Source organism: Mesorhizobium sp. M0854 (assembly GCF_040319815.1).
Taxonomy (GTDB): Bacteria; Pseudomonadota; Alphaproteobacteria; order Rhizobiales; family Rhizobiaceae; genus Mesorhizobium.
The window spans coordinates 1-21,113 of the sequence record NZ_JAMYOL010000039.1 but is presented as its reverse complement, the minus strand read 5'-3'; the positions used below and the strand labels follow the sequence as shown (position 1 = coordinate 21,113).

The window sequence follows — 21,113 nt, the reverse complement described above, 5'->3', positions numbered from 1 at the left end:
TGCTATTTTTTTGGCTTCATCTGCGGCCGATCCGCCTCTGCTGCCTCGCTGTCGAACTTCAAATCAGCAACCAGGGCCTCAAGTTCGGACAGATGCGCGATGAACTCCTGGGGAAGGGGGACAGCTACCGTGTCCGCCGCGGGATTGTCGTGGCTGTGAGTGTTTGCGCGGGTCATGCCTTCGTGGAATCGTATTGCCAACGCGTCCGAGAGTCGAACATAGCGCAGTAGCTGGGTTTGGATGACATCCGTTCCTCTTCGCACGATGTCCCGGAATATCACTTCCTCCACCACACGCTCGTAAGTGTCGCGTAATCGGCCATAGAGGTTCTTCACACGGTACTCGTACTCGGCCGGGCTGGTCGCAAGCAGCTTGGTCAGTTGTGCTGAGTCGTTCTTCAACAGCCCGATGCGCTTGCCGACGTTTTGCCCCTTCCACGGCATCCCTGCCGTATCCACTCTGCCAGCGGCAGTCTTGTCGCTAAAAAGTGCCACCGTGACGGGCTCGATGCCCACTTCATCAGCCGCGCGACTGAGTTCATTGAAAAACACAATATCGTGCGTAAACACGATGACCTGTCGCATGGTTGCCTCCTCAGCGATTCGCTGGGCGACCCTTGCACTTCGATCGCGATCGAGCGACGAAACGGGATCGTCAATCACGATCGGACCTGAACCGTCGGTCAAAGCAACTTCGGTCAGGAATCCGGCAAGAGCCAAGGCACGCTGCTCACCCTCGCTCAGGATATCCGAGGTAACCTTGGCCAGTTTTGTCTTGGGATCGACCTCGAATTCCGCCTTTGTCTGATTGCTCTTGCGTGCGAGGCCTACCTTGAGGTGCATGATGTCGAAGCGGGCGCGCTCGGCATCAAAACGCGTGACGACGGCTGTTGTCAGGTGGGCATCGACAAGCTCATTCGCGCGCTGCGTAATGCCACGAGTTTGGACGTCGGCGAGAGCCTTGGAGTAGGCGTCATCAACGATGAGCAAATTCCGTCGCACGGTGAGCTTCGTGTTGTTGATGGAGAGCAGCTTGCGGTCCTCAAGCTCCGTCCTTTCCGCCAGGAGTTTGATCCGCTCTTCGTTGTCTGCCGCCTGCGCTAGTCCATCCTTCTCGCCTTTCAATTTGAGCGCGAAAGCTTCCAGCTGCTCGATCGGCACGACGAGAGGAGGAATCGTCTGACTGCTCTCGCACCGCAATCGCGCGAGGGCCTCCGCTCGCCGTGCGACTGCCGATGCCTGGAGGGTTGCGAGGGCGCCAGCGAGCATCTCGTCCCTCCTTTTTACCTGCTCGAGACGGTCAGCAAAATCGGAGGCGCCAAGGAGAGCCAGGGCATGGATGCTTCCCAGGGCGTCTTCGACGGCTTTCTCGGCTTCCCGGGCGGCAGCATCGAGTGTGGCGTCCATGTATTTTTGGAAACGCTGCATGCGGGCAGCACCGTCGGGCAAAAGCGGCTGCTGGCATAGCATGCATGCAGCAGCGCCGCCGTCTGCCACCAGAACCGGGAACTCCTTATCCTTATACGCTTCTGTCACCGAGTAATTGCGAGCCGCGGCCCAAAGTGCCCGCCATGTACCGCTTCCGACACCTGGCAGAGGTTCATCGGTGAACAACTCGCCAGCGGCTACCGTCGCTGCCTGGCGTGCTGCAACTGCTGAAGCGCGGAGCTTTCGAAGCTCGTCCAGTGTTGCATCTGCGAATGCCGATCCGACAGCCCCGACCTCCAGCAGCAGCGCATCTGTCCACTTCAAAAGCGCGGTGACGTCGGCAGCGGCGGCAGCGCCTGCGGAAAGGGCGGAGGTGAGTTCAGCGAGACGCTGCTGGTCCGTCTCGGTAAACGTCGTTGCCGACTCAATCTGCGCATCGGTTGTGGACTTGTTCAGCTGCTTGTTGAAGAGCTGAGCCACGGTGCCGTGCTGGGCAGGAAACGCGAGCGCAGTCAGTTCGACCTTGTTGCCGACTTCCTTCGCCCGTTCTGCCTCCAGGTTCTCCTTCAAGGTAATGCAGACTGCGTTGAGCCGATGCGGCAGAGCCAGTCCGAAAGGAAGAAAACGGATTTGATTTCCGCCGTCGACGTAAAGCTCGGCGGAGGCCGTATCAAACACCGCAACTTGCATGAGCTGCGGCGGCGCTGCGCTGCCTGGCGACCAGGGAAGTACCACCTCGCCTTCGCCGGCATCGATCACGATGTCGGCTGTCTGAGGGCCGGGCGTGCTTCCGTAAACGTCAGCAAGAACCTTCAGCCTGGCTGGGTTCTCAAGGCGCGTCCGACAAGCGGTGCGAAAGATCCGAACAAACCCGCTTTTGCCGCTCCCGTTGCGACCGTAGACGATCGTCAAAGCCTTGGGACAGAACGTGAGAGATGCCTTGGGCACCAGCCGATTAACATTTTCGACATTGGCGATGCGCTTGAGGACGATTGGTTGATATTCTCCGTTCCCAAAGTGGGCTTTCGTAAACGGTATCGGGGCGGGCGGCGCCGAAGTGAGCGCAAAGCCGGCCGCGTATTTGACCATCGCCAGCAGAGCCACAATGTCAGCATCCGTGAGCTCATTGCTGATCGCCAGCCGCCGCAGAGCGTCCTGTTTCCAGGTCGAGAGTTTTGCCGACCAGTCGACAACATCATCAATCGGTGTCGCCGCCATTATCCTTCCCCCATAAAAAAACCCTAGCGAATTCCTGTAGGACTCTGGCTAGGAGGATCCAGCAATATGCTGTCTCGCCCTGGCGATCGCCTCGTCCAGCCGCGCGCGCGATACCGCGGCAAGGCGCTCAACTCCAAGAAGATGGGCCATGTCGCGTGCAGGATCGGGCATGTCGAGAAGTCCGGGATTGTCGATCACGACCGAGGCAAGCTCGGCCAACGGTATGTCGGCAATTGAACGTCGCGCTTCCTCGTTGACCGGCTGACGATAGGGAAGGAGATCCGAGAGCCCGCTCTTTTTCCAAATGAATTCGCCGCTGGATTCCTGCGTGCGATCCAGATCTCGCAGGTGCAGGTCGATCCTCTCGCGGATGCGGCCGCCCGTGCGCAGCCAACCGTGAACCCGTGCGATGCGCTGGGCGAGAACGTCGGAGCGCAATGGGCTCTCCGTGTCAACGACGGCTTCGATCATCCCGCGCAGCGTGGTGCCGTAGCTAAACTCGAAGAATTGCTCGGGGTCCGGCCGAAAGTCGGTTAGATCCGTCACACGATAACGGGTTTGCTCGCCCTGGTTTTGGGTTGGCTCGTCGACCATTGTTGAAAATGCTGCAACGGCCGAGGGCTCGGGTGCTGTTGCAACTCTTGCAGAAACCAGCTCAACCTCGGACGTGGTCGGGAGGGGCAGGGGCTCCTCGATTGGGGCAGGCGTCTGCGCCTCCGGTTCGCCTGTCGGCTCGAGCTGCTGACCCATTTCCCAACGCGTTGTCACCTCCCCCGTCTGCTCGCTTGAATGACGCGCCCGGCTTTCCTTAAGCAGGGTCTCCAGGCTTGCGTGTAGGCGATCCGCGCAGCTCTTTGAGTCAAACCACCAATCCGTCGACCAGACACGTTCGTTCAGGCCGGCGAGATATCCAGCGTCAAGCTCTACCTTGCGGTCACTCAGCTGGAGCCGGTCGCCTGGGATGAGGCGGTCTACCGTCCAGGTCTTCGGCCGCAGGAACGACGGTGACGACGTAAGCTCCAGCCGGCAATTCTCAAAACTGCGGGCGGTGTCGTTATCGAGCCGGATGGACCGGATAACCGGAATCGCATTCTGATAGGATGCATAAGTGAAGCTGGACGCGACCTCGGCAACTATGGTCGAGCCAGGTGGCCTACCGGCAACTTCACTATCATTTGTTACTAACTCTGAACTATCGGCAGACTGCATTGACCCCATACCCCCGCGTGGAGATTAAGCAATTTCTTGCGGATATAAAAGGCTCTTGGCTGACGGATGAGTGCAAAAGCTTCGCTTATCCACGCGATAGTTGAGGCTCGCAACAGGGAGGTCGGGCCTGTCAATGCTCCCTCACAAGAAGGTCGCACACACCATGTCCTGACTTCGAGGCCTCAATTCACAGATACTGTTGCCGAACGCCGGCGCACTTTGCTAACCGGACTGGAGACGCCTTCGCCGCTCGCTGCGACGTTTTGGGCGATTTGACTTGATGGGCAATGTTGCCTGAACGTCTGTTCGGGCCAGGAGGGCGCCCCAGATGGCATTTCGATTTGTTCATACGGCCGATATCCATCTCGATTCGCCGCTGCGCTCGCTTGCGTTGCGCAATCCCGATCTCGCAGAACTTGTAGGGGATGCCAGCCGCCAGGCGTTCACTGCAATCGTGGATCTCTGCCTGGCGGAGCGCGTCGACGCGCTTGTCATTGCCGGAGACCTCTACGACGGCGACCAGACGTCGATGAAGACAGCGCGCTTTGTGGCCACTCAGATGGCCCGCCTGCATCAAGCTGGTGTCAGGGTCTATATGATCCGCGGCAACCATGATGCCATGTCGCGCATCTCGAAGCAGCTCGTGATGCCGGACGCGGTGACCATTTTCGGAGGCCGCGCCCAATTGGTGATTCAGCCCGGCGCGGGAGTGGATGTAGCGTTCCACGGACTGAGCTTCGCCAGTACCAAGGCACCTGAAAGCTTGCTGCCAAAGTATGCCGGCCCGCAGGAAGGGATGGCAAACATAGGCATAATGCACACGAGTCTGGCCGGTGCACCCGGCCATGACGTCTATGCTCCCTGCAGCGTAGCCGATCTGCAGGGGCACGGTTTTGATTATTGGGCGCTTGGTCACATTCACGCCCGCAAGGTGTACCCTGGCGCGCATATGCTCGTTATGCCAGGAACGCCTCAGGGTAGGGACATCAACGAGGCTGGTGAAAAATCAGTCACCCTGGTGACCATTGGCGACGATCGCTCGGTCAATATCGAGGAAAAGCTTTCCAGCGTTGCGCAATTCGAGCGTGTCAGTGTCGACCTGACGGGCATTTCCGATTTGTCCGAGGTCGTCGGCCGCATCCGCTCGGTGCTTGAGCAATCGAGGGAAATGGCAAGATCCCGATATCTCATTGCCCGCCTTCGCCTGGTCGGCGCCTCTCCTCTGTCTTGGGTCATGCTCCGTGACAGGGACTTGATGCTCGCCGAGGCCGCACAGGCGGCTGAGCAGGTCGGTAGCACGTGGATCGAAAAGTTCGAGCTCGATCTCTCTGGTGCCCCTGATATCGGCAAATTGGAAAGCGTTGCCGATCCGACCTTGGAGCTCGCACAGTCCATGCGTGCCAATGCAGTTTCGGAGGTTTTCCGATCCGACGCGCGAGAGTTCGTGTTGAAGACGATTGCGGATCTACCGCCTGAAGCGCGAGGTTTTGTTGGTAAGGACGAAGCGGCGTTGGAATTGTTTCTAAACGACGCGCTTGCACGCGGCATCGACCTGGTCACCGCCAAGCTCAAGGCAGGTTGACGCGATGAGATTGCGACGCCTCGATCTAACCCGCTACGGAAAGTTCACCGACAAGGCGATCGACTTCGGACCTAAACCGGCTTCGGGTCCCGACCTGCACATAGTGTTCGGATTGAACGAGGCCGGTAAATCAACCGCACTTTCCGCGTATCTCGACTTGCTCTTCGGTATCGAAGATCGCAGCCGCTACAACTTCATGCATGAATACAGCTCCATGCGGATCGGCGGGACCTTGGAGTTCGGGGAACAGTCGCAAGCCTTCTCGCGCATCAAAAGTCGCAACAACTCACTGCATGACGACGAGGGCCGGCCGCTGAGCGAGATCGCGATTTCGGCTCGCTGGCCTGTCCCGTGATGCCTACGGCACCATGTTCTCGCTCGATGACGAGACCCTGGAAGCCGGCGGAAAAGCGATATTGGAATCGCGCGGTGATCTCGGCAAGCTTCTCTTCACCGCCAGCGCTGGCCTGGGTCATGCAACGGACGTTTTGGGCGCACTCGAGGCTGAAGCCGACGGACTCCATCGAAAACAGGCGCAGGCTACCGAAATCGCGCAGCTTAAGAGGCGGTTTGCGGATCTGAAGACACGCAAGGATACGATCGATACCCTGGCATCGACGTTCGAGACGCTTGAGGCGGACCGGGTCGAGGCAGAGGATAAGTACGACCGCAGCTTGGCTGAGCGCTCGGCTTTGTCGGCTCGTCTCGCCACAATGAATCGATATGTACGCGCGGCTCCGATCCTCGCAGAAATCAAGCGCAAGGCGGCACGGTTGGCTGAGCTGCCTAATATCCCGTCGCCACCTCGGACCTGGACCGGCAGCATCGCCGAGATGATCGATCATGACGCCAGGCTGAGAACCCGCCTCTTGGCTAATGCCGATGAGATTGATCGGGCCAACGCAAAGATCGCGGCGATTGTCGTCGACGAACCTGTGCTCGCGATCTCGGAACAGGTGCGGGGTCTGGCCGATCTCAAGGCGCGCTACGCTTCGGCGGGCATGGATCTGCCAACCCGTAAAATGGAAGCTCAGATGCTCGATCAGGTGGCGGCGGGCTGTCTCGCCGCGCTTGGAAGATCGGCTGAACAGGATCCGTCTCGGCTCTTGCTGCCAGCCTTGGTGGTCGGCACCCTTCGCAACATGGTCGAGCAACGCTCCGGGATCACCGAGAGCTTGCGCATGGCCCGCGATGAAGCCGCCGCCGCCGTTGACGGGCTCAACGCTGCGCGCAACCGGATTGGCGAGGAAAGGGGAGTGCCTGAGCCAGCCAGGGCGAGACTGACGGCGGCGCTGTCGGAGGCAAAAGCCAGTTTCTATGCAAGGGAGATAAAAGAGGCTCGCGCATTCGAGGATGACACGCAAAAAAATCTGAACGAGGCAATGCGGCGCCTTCTGCCATGGTCTGGAGACGCCGAGGCCCTCGCCAAAATACCGGTTCCGACCCCTTTGCACGTTGCGGCGTGGAAGACACTTGCGACACAGCAGGGAAGGGAAAAGGCAGTCCTCTCTGAGCGCCTCGCGGAATTCGAGCAAAGCAACACGGCTGTTTCGTCACGACTGGCAGCCATCAGCGCCTCGGTCGAACTGCCCGATGACGAGGCGGCTGCAGCCTCACGACGTGACAGAGATGAAGCCTGGCGAAGCCACAGGAGGGCCCTCGATGCCCAAACGGCAGATGTCTTTGCAGCAGCTTTGGCCAAGGACGATCATGTCAGGGCAACCCGTTTGACCTTAGCCAGCGAACTGGCGGATCTTCGGTCAGTGAAGCAAAAGGCGGCCGAAACCGATGTCGCCATCGAGCGCGCCCGCGGTCAACTCGCGAAACTGGCCGAGCGTGCTGAAATCACGTCTGCTGAAATCAAGGAGGCGGCAAGCGGATTGCTCGGTGACTACCAGGCACACCCGTTCGAACTGCTGATTGAACTGGTCGAGGCGCGCATTTCCGCTCGCGCTGACGCGCTTGCCGCCTGGGACGAGATCATGCGCGCGCGTGCAAGGATCGAACGCGCTGCTGCCGAAGGGGATCGAATATGCTTGGGGCTCGCCGCGGCACTTCAAAGTGTTGGAATGCAGCCTGAACCCAGTGAAGGCCTGGGGCCAATGGTGGTTGCAGCAGATCGCTTCCTCGACAGGCAGGCCAAGGTCGACGCCGAACGAGCCGAGGCGCTCAGGACCCTGGCTGCGAAGGAAGAGGAACTGGCCGGCAGGCGGCTCGCTGTCGAAATGGCCGAGAAACGAGAGGATGCCTGGCAGGCCGAGGTCAAGCAAACGCTCAAGAGCACTTGGCTGGAGGAAGGCATCGCCGGCGCCGGCCTCGGCAGCGTGCTTGATCAGTTGTCAGAACTGTCAAAGGCTCTGCAGGACCGTGAGGCCATGCGTATTCGCATTCGCAAGATGGAGGCGGATAGAGCTGCTTTTGGTGAAGAGATCGCCCGGCTGGTTGCGCGAGGTTCCGAAGGTCGCAGCGATGAGGTTCCGGAACAGCTGAGTATCACGCTTACTGAGCGCCTGGATCAAGCGGAGCGCGCTCGCGACACCCGGATGACCCTACTTACGGATATCCAACGACTGGAGGATGCGCGCGAAGCTCTGGAAGCCGAGCTCGCGGCACACGAGGTCCTAAAGCAGGATGTGTTAAGCGCTTTTAGAGCGACGAGCCTGCCAGAGGTCGTCGAGCGCGACGAGCTGCTGCGAGAGCGGGACCGCCTAAGAGGCAGTCTGGTCGAAACTGAGGAACAACTGTCGGTCGAACTTGCGATGGAGAGCGTTCCGCAGGCGCGCTCGTTGCTCGAAAGCCTGGATCTCGAGGCGCTTGCAATCGAAACGTCCGAAACAGAGCGACGACTCGCCGATCTTGACGGGTTAATGCAGGAGCAGCTCATTCGGCGCGCCCGGGCAACCGACAGGCTTGACGCTGTCGGCGGCGACAGCGCGGTTGCGCGAATTGACGCCGAACGCCGCACCGTCCTTCTGGAGATAGAGGAGAAGGCCGTTCGCTACATAGAGCTGAAACTTGCGGTATTGTCGGCGACGAATGCGCTCAGGGTCTATCGCGAACGCCACCGCTCCGGAATGATGACGCGCGCCTCAGATGCATTCGCACTCATCACCCGCGGACAGTACACCGGCCTTACAACCCAGCCAGTAAAGGGCGGCGAAGTGCTGATCGCCCAACAGCGGGCTGGCCAGTCGAAGGTCGCCGATGCATTGTCGAAAGGTGCGCGATTCCAGCTGTATCTCGCGCTCAGGCTTGCCGGCTATTACGAGTTTGCCAGCCTGAGACCGTCTGTCCCATTTATCGCCGACGACATCATGGAAACGTTTGACCATCTCCGTTCTGAAGAAGTTTTCCGGTTGTTTGGCGAGATGGCCAGTGTGGGCCAGGTTATCTATCTGACGCATCACCAGCACCTGTGCGACATCGCCAAGGCGGTCATTCCCACCGCCGCGATCCACAAGCTTGGATAGTTGACGGCATTGTTGCTGTTGCCCCGTTTGCTCGCATGCATTTTTTCGCCAGAACTTTGGCATGCTGGCCAGCGGGTACGACCGCGACGGGCGACAGCGCGACAGTGACGCCCTACGAAACAGCTTGCGTAGCAGTCTGCCGGGCGACGCGCGGCAGGCTGGGGCAAGTAGCCGCCGCCTCCACGCCAATGAGTGCCACAACGGCATCCAGGAACTCGAGCGGCACGCGCATCCGGCCCTTGCGCAGCGCATTGATCATCGCTTCTACGTGCGCGGCCCTGCCCAGCGTGGCTGTCCCCAGCAGCCATTGGGCCGTGCATCCTTGGACAGTATTAGGGAAATGCTTTTCGCACATGCGGCGCGCTTTTTCATCAAGGACGGCCACGCCGCCGCGCTGCACGGCTATAGCGATCGTAGCGGCTTCGCCATCGTCGAGCGTCTCGCCGTAGGTGCCGTCGATCAGCGCCTCGTAAGTTGTCAGCGCCGAGCCTTCGAGTGCCATGCTTTCGACCAACCCGGCACCGACCAGCATGTCGAGTTGCGCGCCATCGTCGTGGCCGAACCGCGCGCCGACGGCGAGCTCGTGGTAGGAGTTGTCGGGCACGATAACCCGGCGCTGGGTCAGCTCGATAATGCGGTGCGCGTGACCACTCGCGTTGAGGCCGATCACAACGCTCGCGTCTGCGATGAGCACGCTGTTCGGATCAGCGAGGAATGCGGACAAGCTCATCTGCCTCGCTCTCCTCGCGCTCCGCGCCGTCCAGCACCTCTCTTATGCCGTGTAGATCGAGCTGGAGCATCCGTGCGAGCTGGCCTTCGCTGTAGAGCTCCTTCTTCCATGCCTCGCGCACAAGCAGGGCAAGACGCGGCGGCACGAGGCCCCGCGACAGCCCTTTGTAGGACGGGCGCTCAGGTATTTCGCCGAGGACCTGGGCGACATCCTTGTCGCTGATGCCGCCGTTGGAGACGAACCAGTCCCACGTTCCCTTTCGCGCAAGACCCAGCTCTTCGAGGCGCCGGACCATCGCCTCGCGCGAAACCCCGAACGCGTGAGCGAGGAGGATGACGTGGCGGCGGGTCAGGTGCGACTGGCCCGCGGTAATCTCGGCGAAACGCTGGCGGACTTCACGGCCCGACGTCAGGAAACAGCGCTGGAAGATGTTGGCGTAGCGCTCCTCGCGCGACGCAAAACTCTCGTCTTCAGTTAACACTTCAGGCTGACGCCGCGTCGATACGAAATGCGCCGTCTCGTGTGCGCCGCTTTGCGTCAGGCGCTCGTGCGGATGGCTAGCGTTGAGCAGAATGCACGCGCCCGCTCGCTCGTCATAGGCGAACAGGCCCGCGATCTTCCCAGGCAGCCGCCGGACATAAACGCGCACGCCCAACTGAAGGTCAAGGATGGACACGATGTCCGTGACGGGACCCGGACCGAGGCCAAGCCAGTCGCGCAGTTCCTGCGCGTGTTGTTCGGCCTGGGTGTAAAGATCGCCTGGAAGGATCGGGCGTTCAGGAGGGTATCGGCGCTCGCGCCTGATGCCGAGGGCGTCCTCCAGCTCTACTTCGGCCCGTACCAGGTCGTTGAGAAGCCGGGTCGCTTCTTCGACGGTCTCATCCTCGCTTTCTTGCAGTTTGCGGAAACGCGGCACCATGTCGAGATGGACAGCCTCCCGGCGCAGAATGGCGTTGGCCGACGTGCCGTAGGCAGCGGCGAGCTTTTGCAGTTCGCCCATCTGGATGCGCCTTTTGCCCTGTTCGATGGCAACGATCGTCGTACGCGCCGCCCCGATCATCTCGGCGGCGGCGGCCTGCGTGATCTTTCGTCCCTCGCGCGCGAGGCGCAGGCGCTCGCCGATCTCCGCGTCCGACAGCCGCTCGCGCGGTCCAATCATATTCATACCCGCGTCCACTGCCTCAGGAAGGAACGCGCTCCTTTATCCTGCAAAAAGTCATTCCACTCGGCGGCGTGCCGTTCGAGTACAGCCGCCAGCGCGGTTTCCACGACGGTCGCGGACATGTCCAGCGCGGGCCCGACGAGTACGGCATGGCGCCGTAGCACAGATCGGTGAAGCGGCAGAACAAGATCGGCGAGGTGGTCAAGATGCTGCGCGCCCGCTATCGCATATTCCCGCAGGGCACGGCCACGCATGCGGAAGCCAGGCTGCATCGAATCCTCGAAGGTCTCGGCATGCAAATCCCGGCAGGCATAGGCGTTGTCGTCGTCGGTTAGGCCCGCCGCATGGATACTCATCCGCCGAAGCATGCACGCCGCACAGACGCCGCACTGAATAAGTTCGCCATTAAGAGAGCAGTGCCGGGCGTTTTGCCAGCACGAGCGCGTCTCGCGCCAGTCGTCGCTGCCCGACAGTGACGCGTAGGCCTGCAACGTCTCGCCCTTCGTGGACCAGATGCGCGGGAAGACGAAGCGGATCCGGCGCTTCAGGAGCGCCGTCAGGAACCGTTCCATGCGTTTCGTAAAGAGCGGGTGGCTGCGGTAATCGGGGTAGGCTTGCGCTGAAGAGGTGACGAGCGCCGGCCCGAATATGCCCTGTCCGCTTTCCGGCAGGATTATCTCGGAAGCTTCGGCGAGATAGGCGGCAATGCCGCTGATGAGCGCGAACTTGAACCCGCGACTGCGCGCGCTGGTCTCGCCCGAGGCACTTACGTTGTAAGGCACCGCTGCAAACGGAAGCGGCTCGCCCGGTTCCGGGCGCCCGCCTGCCTTTGAGCCGATCCGCACGCGGACCAGTTTGCGACCCAGAGCCTGCGCCGTCAGTCCTGCGACGGCGCGGGAATCCATCCCGTCGCTGAACGCGATGACGGCATCGGTCGTGATGCTAAACTGGAGGCAATCCTGCGGCGGATGCGGCGTTTCTCCGTCCCTCTGGATGAACTCGAACGCCCAGTCATCACCGGTCAGGAAAGAGGCGGCATCCTGTAGGGCGTCATACACCGCACAGTCCATCCACTGCTCAGGCTCCAGCACCGGCACTCGTACCGTGAAATCGCGGCGCCAGCCCAGCTTCGGGCGTGGGAAACCGCGGTCGGCATATTCGACGGACGCCGCGACGATCATGGCGTCGTAGATGACAGGCTCCCACTGCGCGAAGGCATAGGATTCGAGGGCAGCCGTGGAGCAGGTGAAATTCTCACCTAGGTCGAACGTGGATCGGGCGCGGCGCCCCCGCCCGGAAGCGACGACGTCGATGGCGTGCACAGGCACCCGCGCTTTGTAAGCTGCGTCCGTCATAGAGGCGGTCCCTCGTCAAGGCCGGTCTGGCGCGGCAATTCCACCAAGCGCCGCGATGGCGGACGGGCAGGCGCGAGCAGCCCTTGAGCGATACCGTTACAGTCGAGCTTTCCCATCGCCTCATCGAGCCGGGTGCGGACGGTGCGGCTCGCCCGGGCTCCTGCTTCCCGTTGGTAGTGTTCGTCGATGCCGCGCAGAGGCGCGCGCGCCATATCTTCCAGCGCCGCCGTTACCGCGGCCGCCGTGCCGGCTTCGCCGGCCGCGCCTGCGGCCGCCGCTTCCACGGCGCAATCGATCAGGCTGTTGGTGGCGGCGGAACGAGGATGGCGTGCACGAAGCGCTTCGAGTTGGTCGATGCGCATGCCTGGAAACAGCGTGTCGCTGTTCATGATGTCCCGCATGGCAGTGATGGGAGCTTCCAGTATGTCTTTCTTGAGGGCATGTGCGAGCGCGCTGCACACTTGATCGGCGGTGTGGACGAGATTCGCTGCCCATTGGGCGGCGGTTTTCCAGTGGGGACGCATATTGAGGCTGCGGTGAGGACCATCACTCATGGCGATTCTCCATGTCAGGAAATTAAATCATAAATGCTGACAATGTCAAATCCGAGAACCGCGATCATTTCGGTGACCCGAGAACGCCGTCAAATTATGTCCAGAAGTCCGCTGCTGGAGCGGAATATGCAGAATGCTGTCGCAGAGAGTTTCAAATCATGTTGAATATTCCGCGTTAAGCGCGGATAATGACACATGGTTCACGATCAGCGGTCTGCCCTCTCCACGTATGTTGCCGGCCTGCTCTCCGCAGGCCGGGTCGTCTTTACAAATGAAGAAGTCACGCAGGCGTTGGGCGTAGAGCGCGGCGCGTTCCTCGATGCCGCCGAGCGACTCCAGCGCCGCAAGGCGCTTCTCAGCCCCCGGCAGGGTTTCTACATCGCCGTGCCCCCGCAGTTCGCATCGTGGGGTGCACCGCCGCCGCCATGGTACATCGACCCCCTGATGCGCTATGAACGGCAACACTATTACGTGGGGCTGCTCAAGGCGGCGGAGCTTCATGGCGCTACCCACCAAGCCGTGATGGAGTTCCAAGTCGTCACCGCGAAGCGACTGCCCAAGATCAGGGCAGGCCGCAACCTGATCGTCTTCTACTATCGCAAGGACATGGCCGCGGTGATGGCCGGCGTCGAGGAGCGGAAGACGGACACGGGCACGATGAAGATATCCTCGCCCGCGCTCACGGCCCTCGACCTCTTGCGCTATCCGCAGGCGGCGGGCGGCATCGACAATCTCGCGACGGTTCTCACTGACCTCGCCGGAAGGATCGACCCCGCGCAGCTCGCGGCGCTCTCGGACGCCGCCGAGCGGCCGGTGGTGCAGCGGCTTGGCCATTTGCTCGACCGCCTCGGTCACACGGACCGGGCGGAGCCGATGCGCGCCGCGCTGCATGCCCGCGGCGCCGCGGCATGGACTGAGCTCGACCGGCGCGAGGCGCGCGACCCGGATTTCGCGCAGGAGCCGCAGGAGCGCGACGAGCGCTGGCGCGTGATCGTGCGCCGCGTGCCGGAGCTCGACGAATGATCCCGGCGCAGAACATCGTCGCCTGGGGCAATGTCGTTCCCTGGGCGGATCCGCGGCAGATCGAGCAGGACCTCATCATCTGCCGCGCGCTCATCGACATCTTCACGGATGAAGGCCTTCGCGACGCGTTGCGCTTCCGCGGTGGCACCGCTCTCAATAAGCTGCATTTTCCTGCGCCGCTCCGCTACTCGGAAGACATAGATCTCGTCCGGACCTCGTCCGGTCCCATCGGGCCGATATTGGACCGCCTGCGGGTGGTTCTTGAACCGTGGCTCGGCAGGGCGCAATTCGACCAGAGCCCGGTTGCCCCTAAGCTTCGTTTCCGCGTGGATGCGGAGGACGGCAGCGGCGTCCCCATCCGGCTCAAGGTCGAGATCAATACCCGCGAGATCGAGGCTTATGATCCGCCGCAAGCGATGCAGCTGCGTGTCGATAATCCATGGTTCACGGGCGAAGCCGCGATCCCCACCTTTTCCCACGAAGAGATGTTGGCTACGAAACTGCGGGCGCTCTTGCAGCGCGACAAGGGCCGTGACCTCTACGACCTCGCCCATGCGCTGGAGACGTTCGAAGGCCTCGACCTTGATCGTATCGCCGTACTGTTCGGCCGGTATCTTGAGCTGTCAGGCCAGTCCATATCCCGCGCGCAGGCCCAGGAGCGGATGCTCGCGAAGCTCACCAATCCGCGGTTTCTGACAGACATGAAGCCGCTACTTCCTGCTGAAGCAGCCGAACACATGACGGAAGCTGCCACGGCTGACTCGTTCCGTAGGGTGTTCATGATGCTTGTGGACCGCTTGCCGGGTGAGCCGTGGGCACGGCTTTCGGAAATCAAGGAACGGTTCCGCATCGCTTGGTGACGACAGATTTTTGTTCACGGGCGCGGCAAGCTGCCGGCTGTGGCCTGCGATGATGCTGGTCATGTGAGCCGTCTCGATGGCGCCGTCAGTACGCTTAAATGGAACCAGCGCCACCTTGGTCAAAGTTCGCCTTTTGTGCTTCGAAAGTCGCATAAAAAGGCAGTGTGGAACTCAACGGCGGCTCATTGGTTTTGCGGGTTCAGCTCGTGGAAAAGGTCCGTCGGCCTTCCATGAACGCGGGTTTCGGCATCGCCTACCTCGATTTGGTCGATGAACGCCGGACAGGCGAGGCGGAACCGTATCTCGCCCGAGAGCACATTCGCGCGCATGATTTCGACGAACGCGGCTATCTTTTCATCCGCAGTGAGAAACCTGCGTTTGACGGATGCAGTGGTGCTACGCTTGTGGAGCCCCGGGGCGTCTCTATGCGGCAATCCCTCATCGTGAGCCGATGCTATTGTGCAAGTTTCGCAGCACTGCGGGTGGCGATATCGCCTAAGACAGCATGAAGAAGCGTTCCAACTTCCTGTTCGGCGACCCCGGGTGCAATTCCTGATTCGGACAGTTGAACGAGAATTGCCTTGGCGGTGTTGCGCCAGAAGGCGTTCGCGTCCTCCCCGTTCTTGGATTCCAGGATCCGGGCGATCCCTTCGACCAACTTCCGCCGCCGATGCAGCGGAAACGCGCTAATGTTTGAATCACGCATCGATCACCTCACCCCTTCAGTCGCGCGAATAAGCATTGGCGGGTGAGAAAATTTGGTTAACAGCGCTTTTGGACAATGGTCAGCAATGGAATAAAGCGTCTACCCAACAAGCCACGAGGTGTGCCGCGTGTTGATGATCGGCGCGTGCTGAACGGCATCTTCTGGGTGCTGCGCTCCGGTGCTCCATGGCGCGACCTGCCTCAGCGCTATGGGCCGCGCACCACCTGTTGCAACCGCTTCGTCCGATGGCGAAAAGCAGGTGTGTGGCTGCGCAGTAACGAGTCTAAGGCCTAAGGTTTGCGGAGCCTCACGCCGGCGCGGCTGCCGTTCTGCGGGATGAACTCGACGCCGGCGGCCTAGAGGGCGATGCGCAAGGCAGCAACGGTTCGCTCTTGTGTGGGGCTCTGTCGGGCCGCGACATCTACTTAATGTCTACTTTAGACAGTCGCCGCGACCATAACTTTTGATAGCAAGTCAGGGTCGCGGGATGCCGAGCCGCTTGAAATACCGAGTTAGGTCCGGGTGCTCGCGATCGTCCTGCCTCAACCGCGTCGTCATCGCCGGCGAGCGCCATAACCAAACCGGGAGCACTTATTCTCGACGGAGCACCGGGCATTCTCTGGTTGTGAAGACGGTGCTTGATCACCTGCCGCCTGAGTGTGTCTTCGCTTACGTTGTAGTCGTGTCTGAACAGATCAATGGCCCTCTGGACCGTGATCGCCTCTGCCCGTGGGATGTAGAGCGGCCGAAGCCGTTCGGCTGTTTCTGGCGCTGTTTTGACAGGGAGCGCATTGGTCATGCGGCCCATCGCGCTTTTCTGCGGCCCGCCGTTTCGCCCGACATCACGGAACGATATCGGCCCCCATATTAGAAACCTATGGACGCTACGGAACCCCACGGCCACGGGATGGCGGCCGATCTTTTGACATCGGAAGTTGCCAATGCCAGGCAGCATCCACCGGACCGAGCTCGCGCTTCAACGCACTGAAGAAATGCTGGCCGAAAATCTCGCGCTGTGCAGCAGGATACGAACTGCGGCGGAGGCCGCAGACCGCTTGATGAAGATCAATCCCCCCAGCTTTGAGGGAGGTCGCGCGGGTTGAACTGGGCCGGCGTTTCATTTTCGCGGCCTTGCGGCACCGTCCCGCAAGAGCCTGCCCTACATCACAGCGTGAGCAAACATCGGACAGAAGCATTCCAACGTTCACCGACCCAGACCGACACGAATCTTCAGTTCAAAGAGCGAGGATTAATGCTGCGGCAAACGAAGGGGGCACGGGGGGTCTTCGCGCGAGCCAGCTACCGCTCAGAAATTTCTCCAAATATTCCGACCTCCTGATGGAACCCATTCGTTGCGGGCGAGTTGCGGCTCATTGGTCGGACTTCCCGAACATGACAACGAGCAACAAAGCAGACCATCAGTCTGTCTCCGAAGCGTTTCGGAAACTGATCCGTTCCGAAGGCTATCGTCATCACGTACAAACGTTCTTAAATCTGGAGGTCGAACCAGAACTGCCGCCAACCCTACAGTCATTACTTGCGGCTATTGATCGGGCCAAACAGGGCCCGACGGAAGAAGGTCCCTAGCCGCTGGCTGAGCGTCAGGTCAAAGAGTATAGAGGCTCGCTTCGTGGCTTCTCCCCCTGATTCCCACTCAGAAGTAATCAAACATTCTGCTTGATTTTTCTCGACAGAGGATCATGAATGTTCCCTTGGGTTCTCGCTGAGGTGGGAGGCCTTGTATGAACGTTTGGACGAACTGCCGACCCGACAAAGTGACTGCCAAACACCTTGTTGACGAGCTGATCCTACAAGCCCGTCGCGGCCAAATCATCTCCGTCAAAGAGACTATCGCAGCGGTGCGCCGAGACGGGCCACATCTGGCGGAAACTGACTGCGAGCTGGTGGAGCTTATTGTCAATGTTGCCCCAGCCTTTGGCCTGTTCGTCGGGTTCGATCTTCGCGAATAGCCTCATGGCAACCCATTGGTTCTCGCCTGCGGTGTACGTCAGGACAGACCGACCTGGGATTGTGGGAGAAAGGCGGCTCGAGGCGCGTCAATAGGATCGAGGAGGAGCATGAGGGTCTTCGCGAGCTGGTGTCCGATCCCCACCACAGAAATTCTACAAAGATTCCTGACTGTCGCGGCCTAGCACCGTACAATTGTACGATTCGTACATGGCGTTGATGTCCGTCAGGAAGTGAGTAGATTCCCCTTCGGCGTGTCCCTGGGGAGGGCTGGATGAGCGTCGCGCAAAGGGTCGGTCCGCTTCTAGAGCAAGCAATCACTGTACTCCTCAACAGGGCGGACCGTCGCGACACGGTCTCGATAAAAGCGGCACTACGCGAAGCGCGGGAGACTGCGCCTTATTTGGTGGCCTCCGATGAAGAACTGACCGAGGCGATCGTCGAGGCAGCAACTGCCATGGGCCTCTGCGTGGCTTTCGACGGTGGCGAGTAGCTGTCAGCCAACTCCAGTCACTGTGGCATCGCAACAAAGCGCGCCGTCCTGCGCATTTTCAACAGTTAGAGGTAATCCGCAATTACCTTCGCAAGCTGCTAAATCTGCCTGTAGAACGGGAACTGGGCTGAGCAAAGGTATTTGCTGGAGGAACTTGATAAGGTCGACAAAGAGTGACCGCATGGCCCTCCACTGGTTCAACCCTCCGGTCCCCGTCAAGACCGAGCGTCCCGGGATCATCCGCGACGTCAACAACGCCGAGACAGCCGGCGAGGAGCTGATGAAGTGGACCAGGCGTGGCCCTTGCTGGGACCTCGCGGTGCGCATTTGCATGGCCGTGATATTCGACGAGATGGAACCTGAGGAGGCTCGTAAGGCATTCCTGGCTGCTGCAAAAGAGGAGGGGACATTACTCCCCCCAATGACAACCAGCTAACTTGAATTGCGGTAAAGGTTCTCTGACCAACACCGCCTTTGCGAAAGGAGCCCGCCGCCAGTGAGGGAGAGGCGACGGACCCCCCTACAGCGGCTGCACATCCACGAAGAATCCCGCTGCCACCTCTAAACCCGTGAGGGCCTACATCGTTCCCTTAGCTGCGGCTAAAGCGGGGTTGGTCGGCGGGCTCTTGCCGCTCTAAGTTCCCCCTTATGGGTCCTCTCTGGTTCTCTCCACCGGTCTACGTGAAGACGAAACGTCCGGGCATTCGCATGGGGCCAGCCACGTCGAGGGAGCCGCCGAGGAGCTCATGGGGTGGGACACAAACGGCCCGAAGTGGACCAAGGCGGTCCAATCCTGCGTCGACGCGTTCGAGGGCAGGGTGTCCCCGCAAGAGGTCCGTGAAGCCTTTGAGGCGGCTGCCAGGGAGGCCAACGTGTATCTCTCCCCTGAGTAGGAGGTATCATGGCGCCCATCTTGAGCAGCTCAACATGTGGACCCGGCGAGGGCCTCGCTGGCACAAGGCGGTGATCCTCTGCCTGTCAGCCTTGGAGGGCGATTCGATTGACCCGCACATAATACGAAAGGCCTTTGAGGCTGCCGCTAAGGAGGCCAACGTGTATCTCTCCCCTGAGTAGGAGGTGTCGTGGCAACCCATTGGTTCTCCCCTCCGGTGTACGTCAAGACCGACCGACCTGGGGTCACCTACGGGTGCAACAACGTCGAGGGTGCCGCCGAGGAACTCATGAAGTGGGCCAAGATGGGACCTAAGTGGAGGAAGGCTGTGCAACTGTGCGCCGACAAGAGGTCCGTCAGGCTTTCGAGGCTGCTGCCAAGGAGGAGGGGGGTTCCGTGAGTAGCAGGCCGGTGCCCATGGCTATGTTGGGACGGCCCGCTAGGCTGTCCGAATGCTGACCAAGTCCGCGCTGCTCGAAATAGACCCGGATACGAGAGCATTCACTCTGGTCGCCGCATTTATGGGCCATTTTGCACTTCTTGAAACTGGCATCGGAGCTTGCTCTGGGCGAGGTACTTGGCGTCTATGGGGCACCTCGAGGTAAGGGGACCGGAACCGGAATGTCAGGCTTCTAAAGCCGATGGCAGAAACCGGATACGGATGTCGAAAGGCCGACCGCCTCGTGTTCGACCTCGACCCCGATGAAGGCCTCGATTTTGAGGCCGTCCGCGCCGCTGCCTTTCAGTTCCGCGCTATCCTTGAATCGCTGGGGCGGGGTCGCGCTGACCAATCCTTGCCCAATCTGTAGCGTCCGACGCGGGCAGAGTCAGTAAAGCCAGTATTCAAAGGGCAACGCGGCGCTCACGGCCTTGCCTGATTGGAACCTGTGGAGATCGGCCTCGTTTGGCTGAAGCCATGGCAAAAATCAATCCGAGGACCGTCGCCAGTCTTTTGAGGGAATACGCGCAACGGGCGTCCATGCGCGGCGACAATCCCTATCGCACAAGGGCATACTTGCGCGCGGCAGACAGTCTGACGGGGCTGTCGCAGCCGCTTGATCGGATCATCGCCGCCGGCGCCCTCACCAAGATCCCGGGGATCGGTGAAGCGATCGCAGACATCGTGACCAAGCTTTACCAAACCGGCACGCACCCAAGCCTTGAGAAGCTGCGCGAGGATGTTCCAGCGGGCGTGATGGAGCTGTTTGCCATACCCGGGCTTCGTCCCGATAAGATACTGAAGCTTCATCAGGCGCTCGGCGTGAACTCGCTGGCGGAGCTCGAGGCCGCGGCAAAAGAGGACCGCATACGCCCGGTCAAAGGCCTCGGCGCCGCCCTTCAGACAAAGCTGCTGCAGAACCTGGCCATCGTGCGAAGCGGCGAAACGCAACTCCACCTGCACAAGGCCGCCGCTCTTCTCCACCATGCGGTCATATCGGTAAAGCAACAGCATCCAGAGTTTTCGCGCGTCGAAATTGCAGGTGACTTCCGACGCGGTTGCGAGCTCGTTTCCGACTTCGCCCTGGTAGCACAGGCCAGAAAGTCGACTGGAATCGAGGATACGACCCTCAGGCTTGTTGTCACGGACAAGAAGCATTTTGGCGCGCGCCTGCTCGAAGCAACCGGTTCGGCAGACCACCTCGAGCAACTGAAGACGTTCGCGGCCGACAAGGGATTCACCCTGGACGCCAACGGGCTTCATCGCGGGAGAAAGCTGATCGCGTCAGCGACAGAAGAAGAAATCTACCAAGCGCTAGAATTGCAGTTTATCGAGCCGGAATTGCGCGAAGGCAGGGGCGAGATCGAGCGAGCGGCAAAGCAGAAGCTACCCGCCCTCATTCGAGATGAAGATCTTCATGGCATCCTGCATTCTCACACGACCGCATCCGATGGCACCGAAACGCTTGAGGCAATGGCTGAAGCCACGCGCAAGCGCGGGTTCGAATACTTTGGTGTCGCCGATCATTCGCAGTCCGCTCACTACGCAGGCGGCCTTTCGTTGCGGGAGATTGCTGAACAGCACCGCGAAGCTGATCGGCTGAACAAGGCATACAATGGGAAATTTCGCATACTGAAGGGCATCGAGGCGGACATCCTGGCGGATGGCTCGCTCGATTACCCGAATGATATCCTGGAGATGTTCGATTTCGTCGTCGCGAGCGTGCACAGCCGCTTCAAGTTGCCCAAGAAGGAACAGACGGAGCGTATCATTGCGGCGATCGGAAATCCTCGGACGACAATCATCGGGCACATGACCGGTCGCCAGCTGTTGCGCCGCCCCGGTTATGATCTCGACGTCGACAAAGTCCTCAAAGCGTGTGCGAAACACGGGGTCGCTGTCGAAATCAACGCACATCCTTGGCGCCTCGACCTCGATTGGTGTCAAACGGCTTCCAAAACTGACCCCCGATCGGCGTCCAATTTTGACCCCCCCTTATGTAATGCGCGGCGGTCAGCGTTCGCC

At 60.6% G+C, this 21,113-nt stretch carries 20 protein-coding genes and 1 pseudogene; 14 read left to right on the top strand and 7 right to left on the bottom strand.

Going from position 1 to position 21,113, the window contains the following annotated elements:
- Window positions 1-2 precede the first annotated feature (2 nt).
- On the bottom strand, window positions 3-2,645 hold the full coding sequence (locus tag NKH99_RS29990) for an AAA family ATPase (RefSeq protein WP_353017437.1): 2,643 nt from the start codon (window positions 2,643-2,645) through the stop codon (window positions 3-5).
- 48 nt (window positions 2,646-2,693) lie between these two features.
- Window positions 2,694-3,854 (bottom strand): DUF3320 domain-containing protein, encoded by a 1,161-nt coding sequence (locus NKH99_RS29985; RefSeq protein ID WP_352648398.1) that lies wholly within the window; start codon window positions 3,852-3,854, stop codon window positions 2,694-2,696.
- A gap of 328 nt (window positions 3,855-4,182) precedes the next feature.
- Here NKH99_RS29985 and NKH99_RS29980 point away from each other — a divergent pair, with 328 nt between their 5' ends.
- The 3 genes from NKH99_RS29980 to NKH99_RS29970 are packed head-to-tail and all read left to right on the top strand — an operon-like array spanning window position 4,183 to window position 8,906.
- On the top strand, window positions 4,183-5,436 hold the full coding sequence (locus NKH99_RS29980) for a metallophosphoesterase family protein (protein WP_352648396.1): 1,254 nt from the start codon (window positions 4,183-4,185) through the stop codon (window positions 5,434-5,436).
- A 10-nt stretch (window positions 5,437-5,446) separates the two neighbouring features.
- Entirely contained in the window at window positions 5,447-5,791 is a 345-nt protein-coding gene (locus NKH99_RS29975; protein ID WP_353017433.1) for an AAA family ATPase, read from the top strand.
- 13 nt (window positions 5,792-5,804) lie between these two features.
- A complete protein-coding gene (locus NKH99_RS29970) occupies window positions 5,805-8,906 on the top strand; it encodes an AAA family ATPase (protein WP_353017430.1) in 3,102 nt (1,033 codons plus the stop codon).
- 112 nt (window positions 8,907-9,018) lie between these two features.
- Here the strand turns inward: NKH99_RS29970 and NKH99_RS29965 are convergent, their stop codons facing one another.
- Genes NKH99_RS29965 through NKH99_RS29950 form a run of 4 tightly spaced genes read right to left on the bottom strand, consistent with a single transcriptional unit; the run spans window position 9,019 to window position 12,707 of the window.
- Window positions 9,019-9,636: a PIN domain-containing protein gene (locus NKH99_RS29965; protein WP_353017427.1), complete on the bottom strand. Its 618-nt coding sequence runs from the start codon at window positions 9,634-9,636 to the stop codon at window positions 9,019-9,021.
- Window positions 9,611-10,813: a helix-turn-helix domain-containing protein gene (locus tag NKH99_RS29960; RefSeq protein ID WP_353017424.1), complete on the bottom strand. Its 1,203-nt coding sequence runs from the start codon at window positions 10,811-10,813 to the stop codon at window positions 9,611-9,613. Before NKH99_RS29960 ends, NKH99_RS29965 begins: the two co-directional genes overlap by 26 nt.
- Window positions 10,798-12,153, bottom strand: coding sequence for a 7-cyano-7-deazaguanine synthase (locus NKH99_RS29955; protein WP_352648387.1), 1,356 nt, complete (start codon window positions 12,151-12,153; stop codon window positions 10,798-10,800). Before NKH99_RS29955 ends, NKH99_RS29960 begins: the two co-directional genes overlap by 16 nt.
- Entirely contained in the window at window positions 12,150-12,707 is a 558-nt protein-coding gene (locus NKH99_RS29950) for a hypothetical protein (protein WP_352648385.1), read from the bottom strand. Before NKH99_RS29950 ends, NKH99_RS29955 begins: the two co-directional genes overlap by 4 nt.
- A 195-nt stretch (window positions 12,708-12,902) precedes the next feature.
- Between NKH99_RS29950 and NKH99_RS29945 the strand changes: the two genes are divergently transcribed.
- Together NKH99_RS29945 and NKH99_RS29940 are read left to right on the top strand one after the other, a co-directional pair.
- Window positions 12,903-13,730 (top strand): type IV toxin-antitoxin system AbiEi family antitoxin domain-containing protein, encoded by an 828-nt coding sequence (locus NKH99_RS29945; protein ID WP_352648382.1) that lies wholly within the window; start codon window positions 12,903-12,905, stop codon window positions 13,728-13,730.
- Window positions 13,727-14,590 (top strand): nucleotidyl transferase AbiEii/AbiGii toxin family protein, encoded by an 864-nt coding sequence (locus tag NKH99_RS29940; protein WP_352648380.1) that lies wholly within the window; start codon window positions 13,727-13,729, stop codon window positions 14,588-14,590. The genes NKH99_RS29945 and NKH99_RS29940 overlap by 4 nt, the downstream gene beginning before the upstream one ends.
- Before the next feature lie 454 nt (window positions 14,591-15,044).
- Here NKH99_RS29940 and NKH99_RS29935 read toward each other — a convergent pair whose 3' ends face one another.
- Complete coding sequence (locus tag NKH99_RS29935) at window positions 15,045-15,296, bottom strand: DUF6074 family protein (RefSeq protein WP_352648378.1); 252 nt, start codon at window positions 15,294-15,296, stop codon at window positions 15,045-15,047.
- Between the two features lie 75 nt (window positions 15,297-15,371).
- Between NKH99_RS29935 and NKH99_RS29930 the strand changes: the two are divergent.
- The 9 genes and pseudogenes from NKH99_RS29930 to NKH99_RS29890 all read left to right on the top strand — a co-directional run.
- Window positions 15,372-15,569, top strand: a pseudogene (locus NKH99_RS29930) (transposase); the annotation flags it as partial.
- A 668-nt stretch (window positions 15,570-16,237) separates the two neighbouring features.
- Window positions 16,238-16,399, top strand: a complete 162-nt coding sequence (locus NKH99_RS29925) for a hypothetical protein (RefSeq protein WP_352648376.1) — start codon at window positions 16,238-16,240, stop codon at window positions 16,397-16,399.
- A 639-nt stretch (window positions 16,400-17,038) separates the two neighbouring features.
- Window positions 17,039-17,266: a hypothetical protein gene (locus NKH99_RS29920; RefSeq protein ID WP_353017417.1), complete on the top strand. Its 228-nt coding sequence runs from the start codon at window positions 17,039-17,041 to the stop codon at window positions 17,264-17,266.
- Between the two features lie 272 nt (window positions 17,267-17,538).
- Complete coding sequence (locus NKH99_RS29915) at window positions 17,539-17,757, top strand: hypothetical protein (RefSeq protein WP_352495871.1); 219 nt, start codon at window positions 17,539-17,541, stop codon at window positions 17,755-17,757.
- A 181-nt stretch (window positions 17,758-17,938) separates the two neighbouring features.
- On the top strand, window positions 17,939-18,193 hold the full coding sequence (locus tag NKH99_RS29910; protein WP_352495872.1) for a DUF982 domain-containing protein: 255 nt from the start codon (window positions 17,939-17,941) through the stop codon (window positions 18,191-18,193).
- A 310-nt stretch (window positions 18,194-18,503) separates the two neighbouring features.
- On the top strand, window positions 18,504-18,650 hold the full coding sequence (locus NKH99_RS29905) for a DUF982 domain-containing protein (RefSeq protein ID WP_352648373.1): 147 nt from the start codon (window positions 18,504-18,506) through the stop codon (window positions 18,648-18,650).
- 189 nt (window positions 18,651-18,839) lie between these two features.
- Entirely contained in the window at window positions 18,840-19,049 is a 210-nt protein-coding gene (locus NKH99_RS29900) for a hypothetical protein (protein ID WP_353017413.1), read from the top strand.
- A gap of 241 nt (window positions 19,050-19,290) precedes the next feature.
- Window positions 19,291-19,458: a non-homologous end-joining DNA ligase LigD gene (gene ligD, locus NKH99_RS29895; protein ID WP_352648371.1), complete on the top strand. Its 168-nt coding sequence runs from the start codon at window positions 19,291-19,293 to the stop codon at window positions 19,456-19,458.
- A gap of 107 nt (window positions 19,459-19,565) precedes the next feature.
- On the top strand, window positions 19,566-21,113 hold a 1,548-nt coding region (locus NKH99_RS29890), incomplete at its 3' end, for a PHP domain-containing protein (protein ID WP_353017455.1).

Coding starts and splice junctions, on each gene's coding strand:
- NKH99_RS29990 (WP_353017437.1), bottom strand. CDS start 2,645: ATGGCGGCGACACCGATTGATGATGTTGTCGACTGGTCGGCAAAACTC.
- NKH99_RS29985 (WP_352648398.1), bottom strand. CDS start 3,854: ATGCAGTCTGCCGATAGTTCAGAGTTAGTAACAAATGATAGTGAAGTT.
- NKH99_RS29980 (WP_352648396.1), top strand. CDS start 4,183: ATGGCATTTCGATTTGTTCATACGGCCGATATCCATCTCGATTCGCCG.
- NKH99_RS29970 (WP_353017430.1), top strand. CDS start 5,805: ATGTTCTCGCTCGATGACGAGACCCTGGAAGCCGGCGGAAAAGCGATA.
- NKH99_RS29965 (WP_353017427.1), bottom strand. CDS start 9,636: ATGAGCTTGTCCGCATTCCTCGCTGATCCGAACAGCGTGCTCATCGCA.
- NKH99_RS29955 (WP_352648387.1), bottom strand. CDS start 12,153: ATGACGGACGCAGCTTACAAAGCGCGGGTGCCTGTGCACGCCATCGAC.
- NKH99_RS29950 (WP_352648385.1), bottom strand. CDS start 12,707: ATGAGTGATGGTCCTCACCGCAGCCTCAATATGCGTCCCCACTGGAAA.
- NKH99_RS29945 (WP_352648382.1), top strand. CDS start 12,903: ATGGTTCACGATCAGCGGTCTGCCCTCTCCACGTATGTTGCCGGCCTG.
- NKH99_RS29940 (WP_352648380.1), top strand. CDS start 13,727: ATGATCCCGGCGCAGAACATCGTCGCCTGGGGCAATGTCGTTCCCTGG.
- NKH99_RS29935 (WP_352648378.1), bottom strand. CDS start 15,296: ATGCGTGATTCAAACATTAGCGCGTTTCCGCTGCATCGGCGGCGGAAG.
- NKH99_RS29925 (WP_352648376.1), top strand. CDS start 16,238: ATGCCAGGCAGCATCCACCGGACCGAGCTCGCGCTTCAACGCACTGAA.
- NKH99_RS29920 (WP_353017417.1), top strand. CDS start 17,039: ATGAACGTTTGGACGAACTGCCGACCCGACAAAGTGACTGCCAAACAC.
- NKH99_RS29915 (WP_352495871.1), top strand. CDS start 17,539: ATGAGCGTCGCGCAAAGGGTCGGTCCGCTTCTAGAGCAAGCAATCACT.
- NKH99_RS29910 (WP_352495872.1), top strand. CDS start 17,939: ATGGCCCTCCACTGGTTCAACCCTCCGGTCCCCGTCAAGACCGAGCGT.
- NKH99_RS29905 (WP_352648373.1), top strand. CDS start 18,504: ATGGGGTGGGACACAAACGGCCCGAAGTGGACCAAGGCGGTCCAATCC.
- ligD (WP_352648371.1), top strand. CDS start 19,291: ATGGCAGAAACCGGATACGGATGTCGAAAGGCCGACCGCCTCGTGTTC.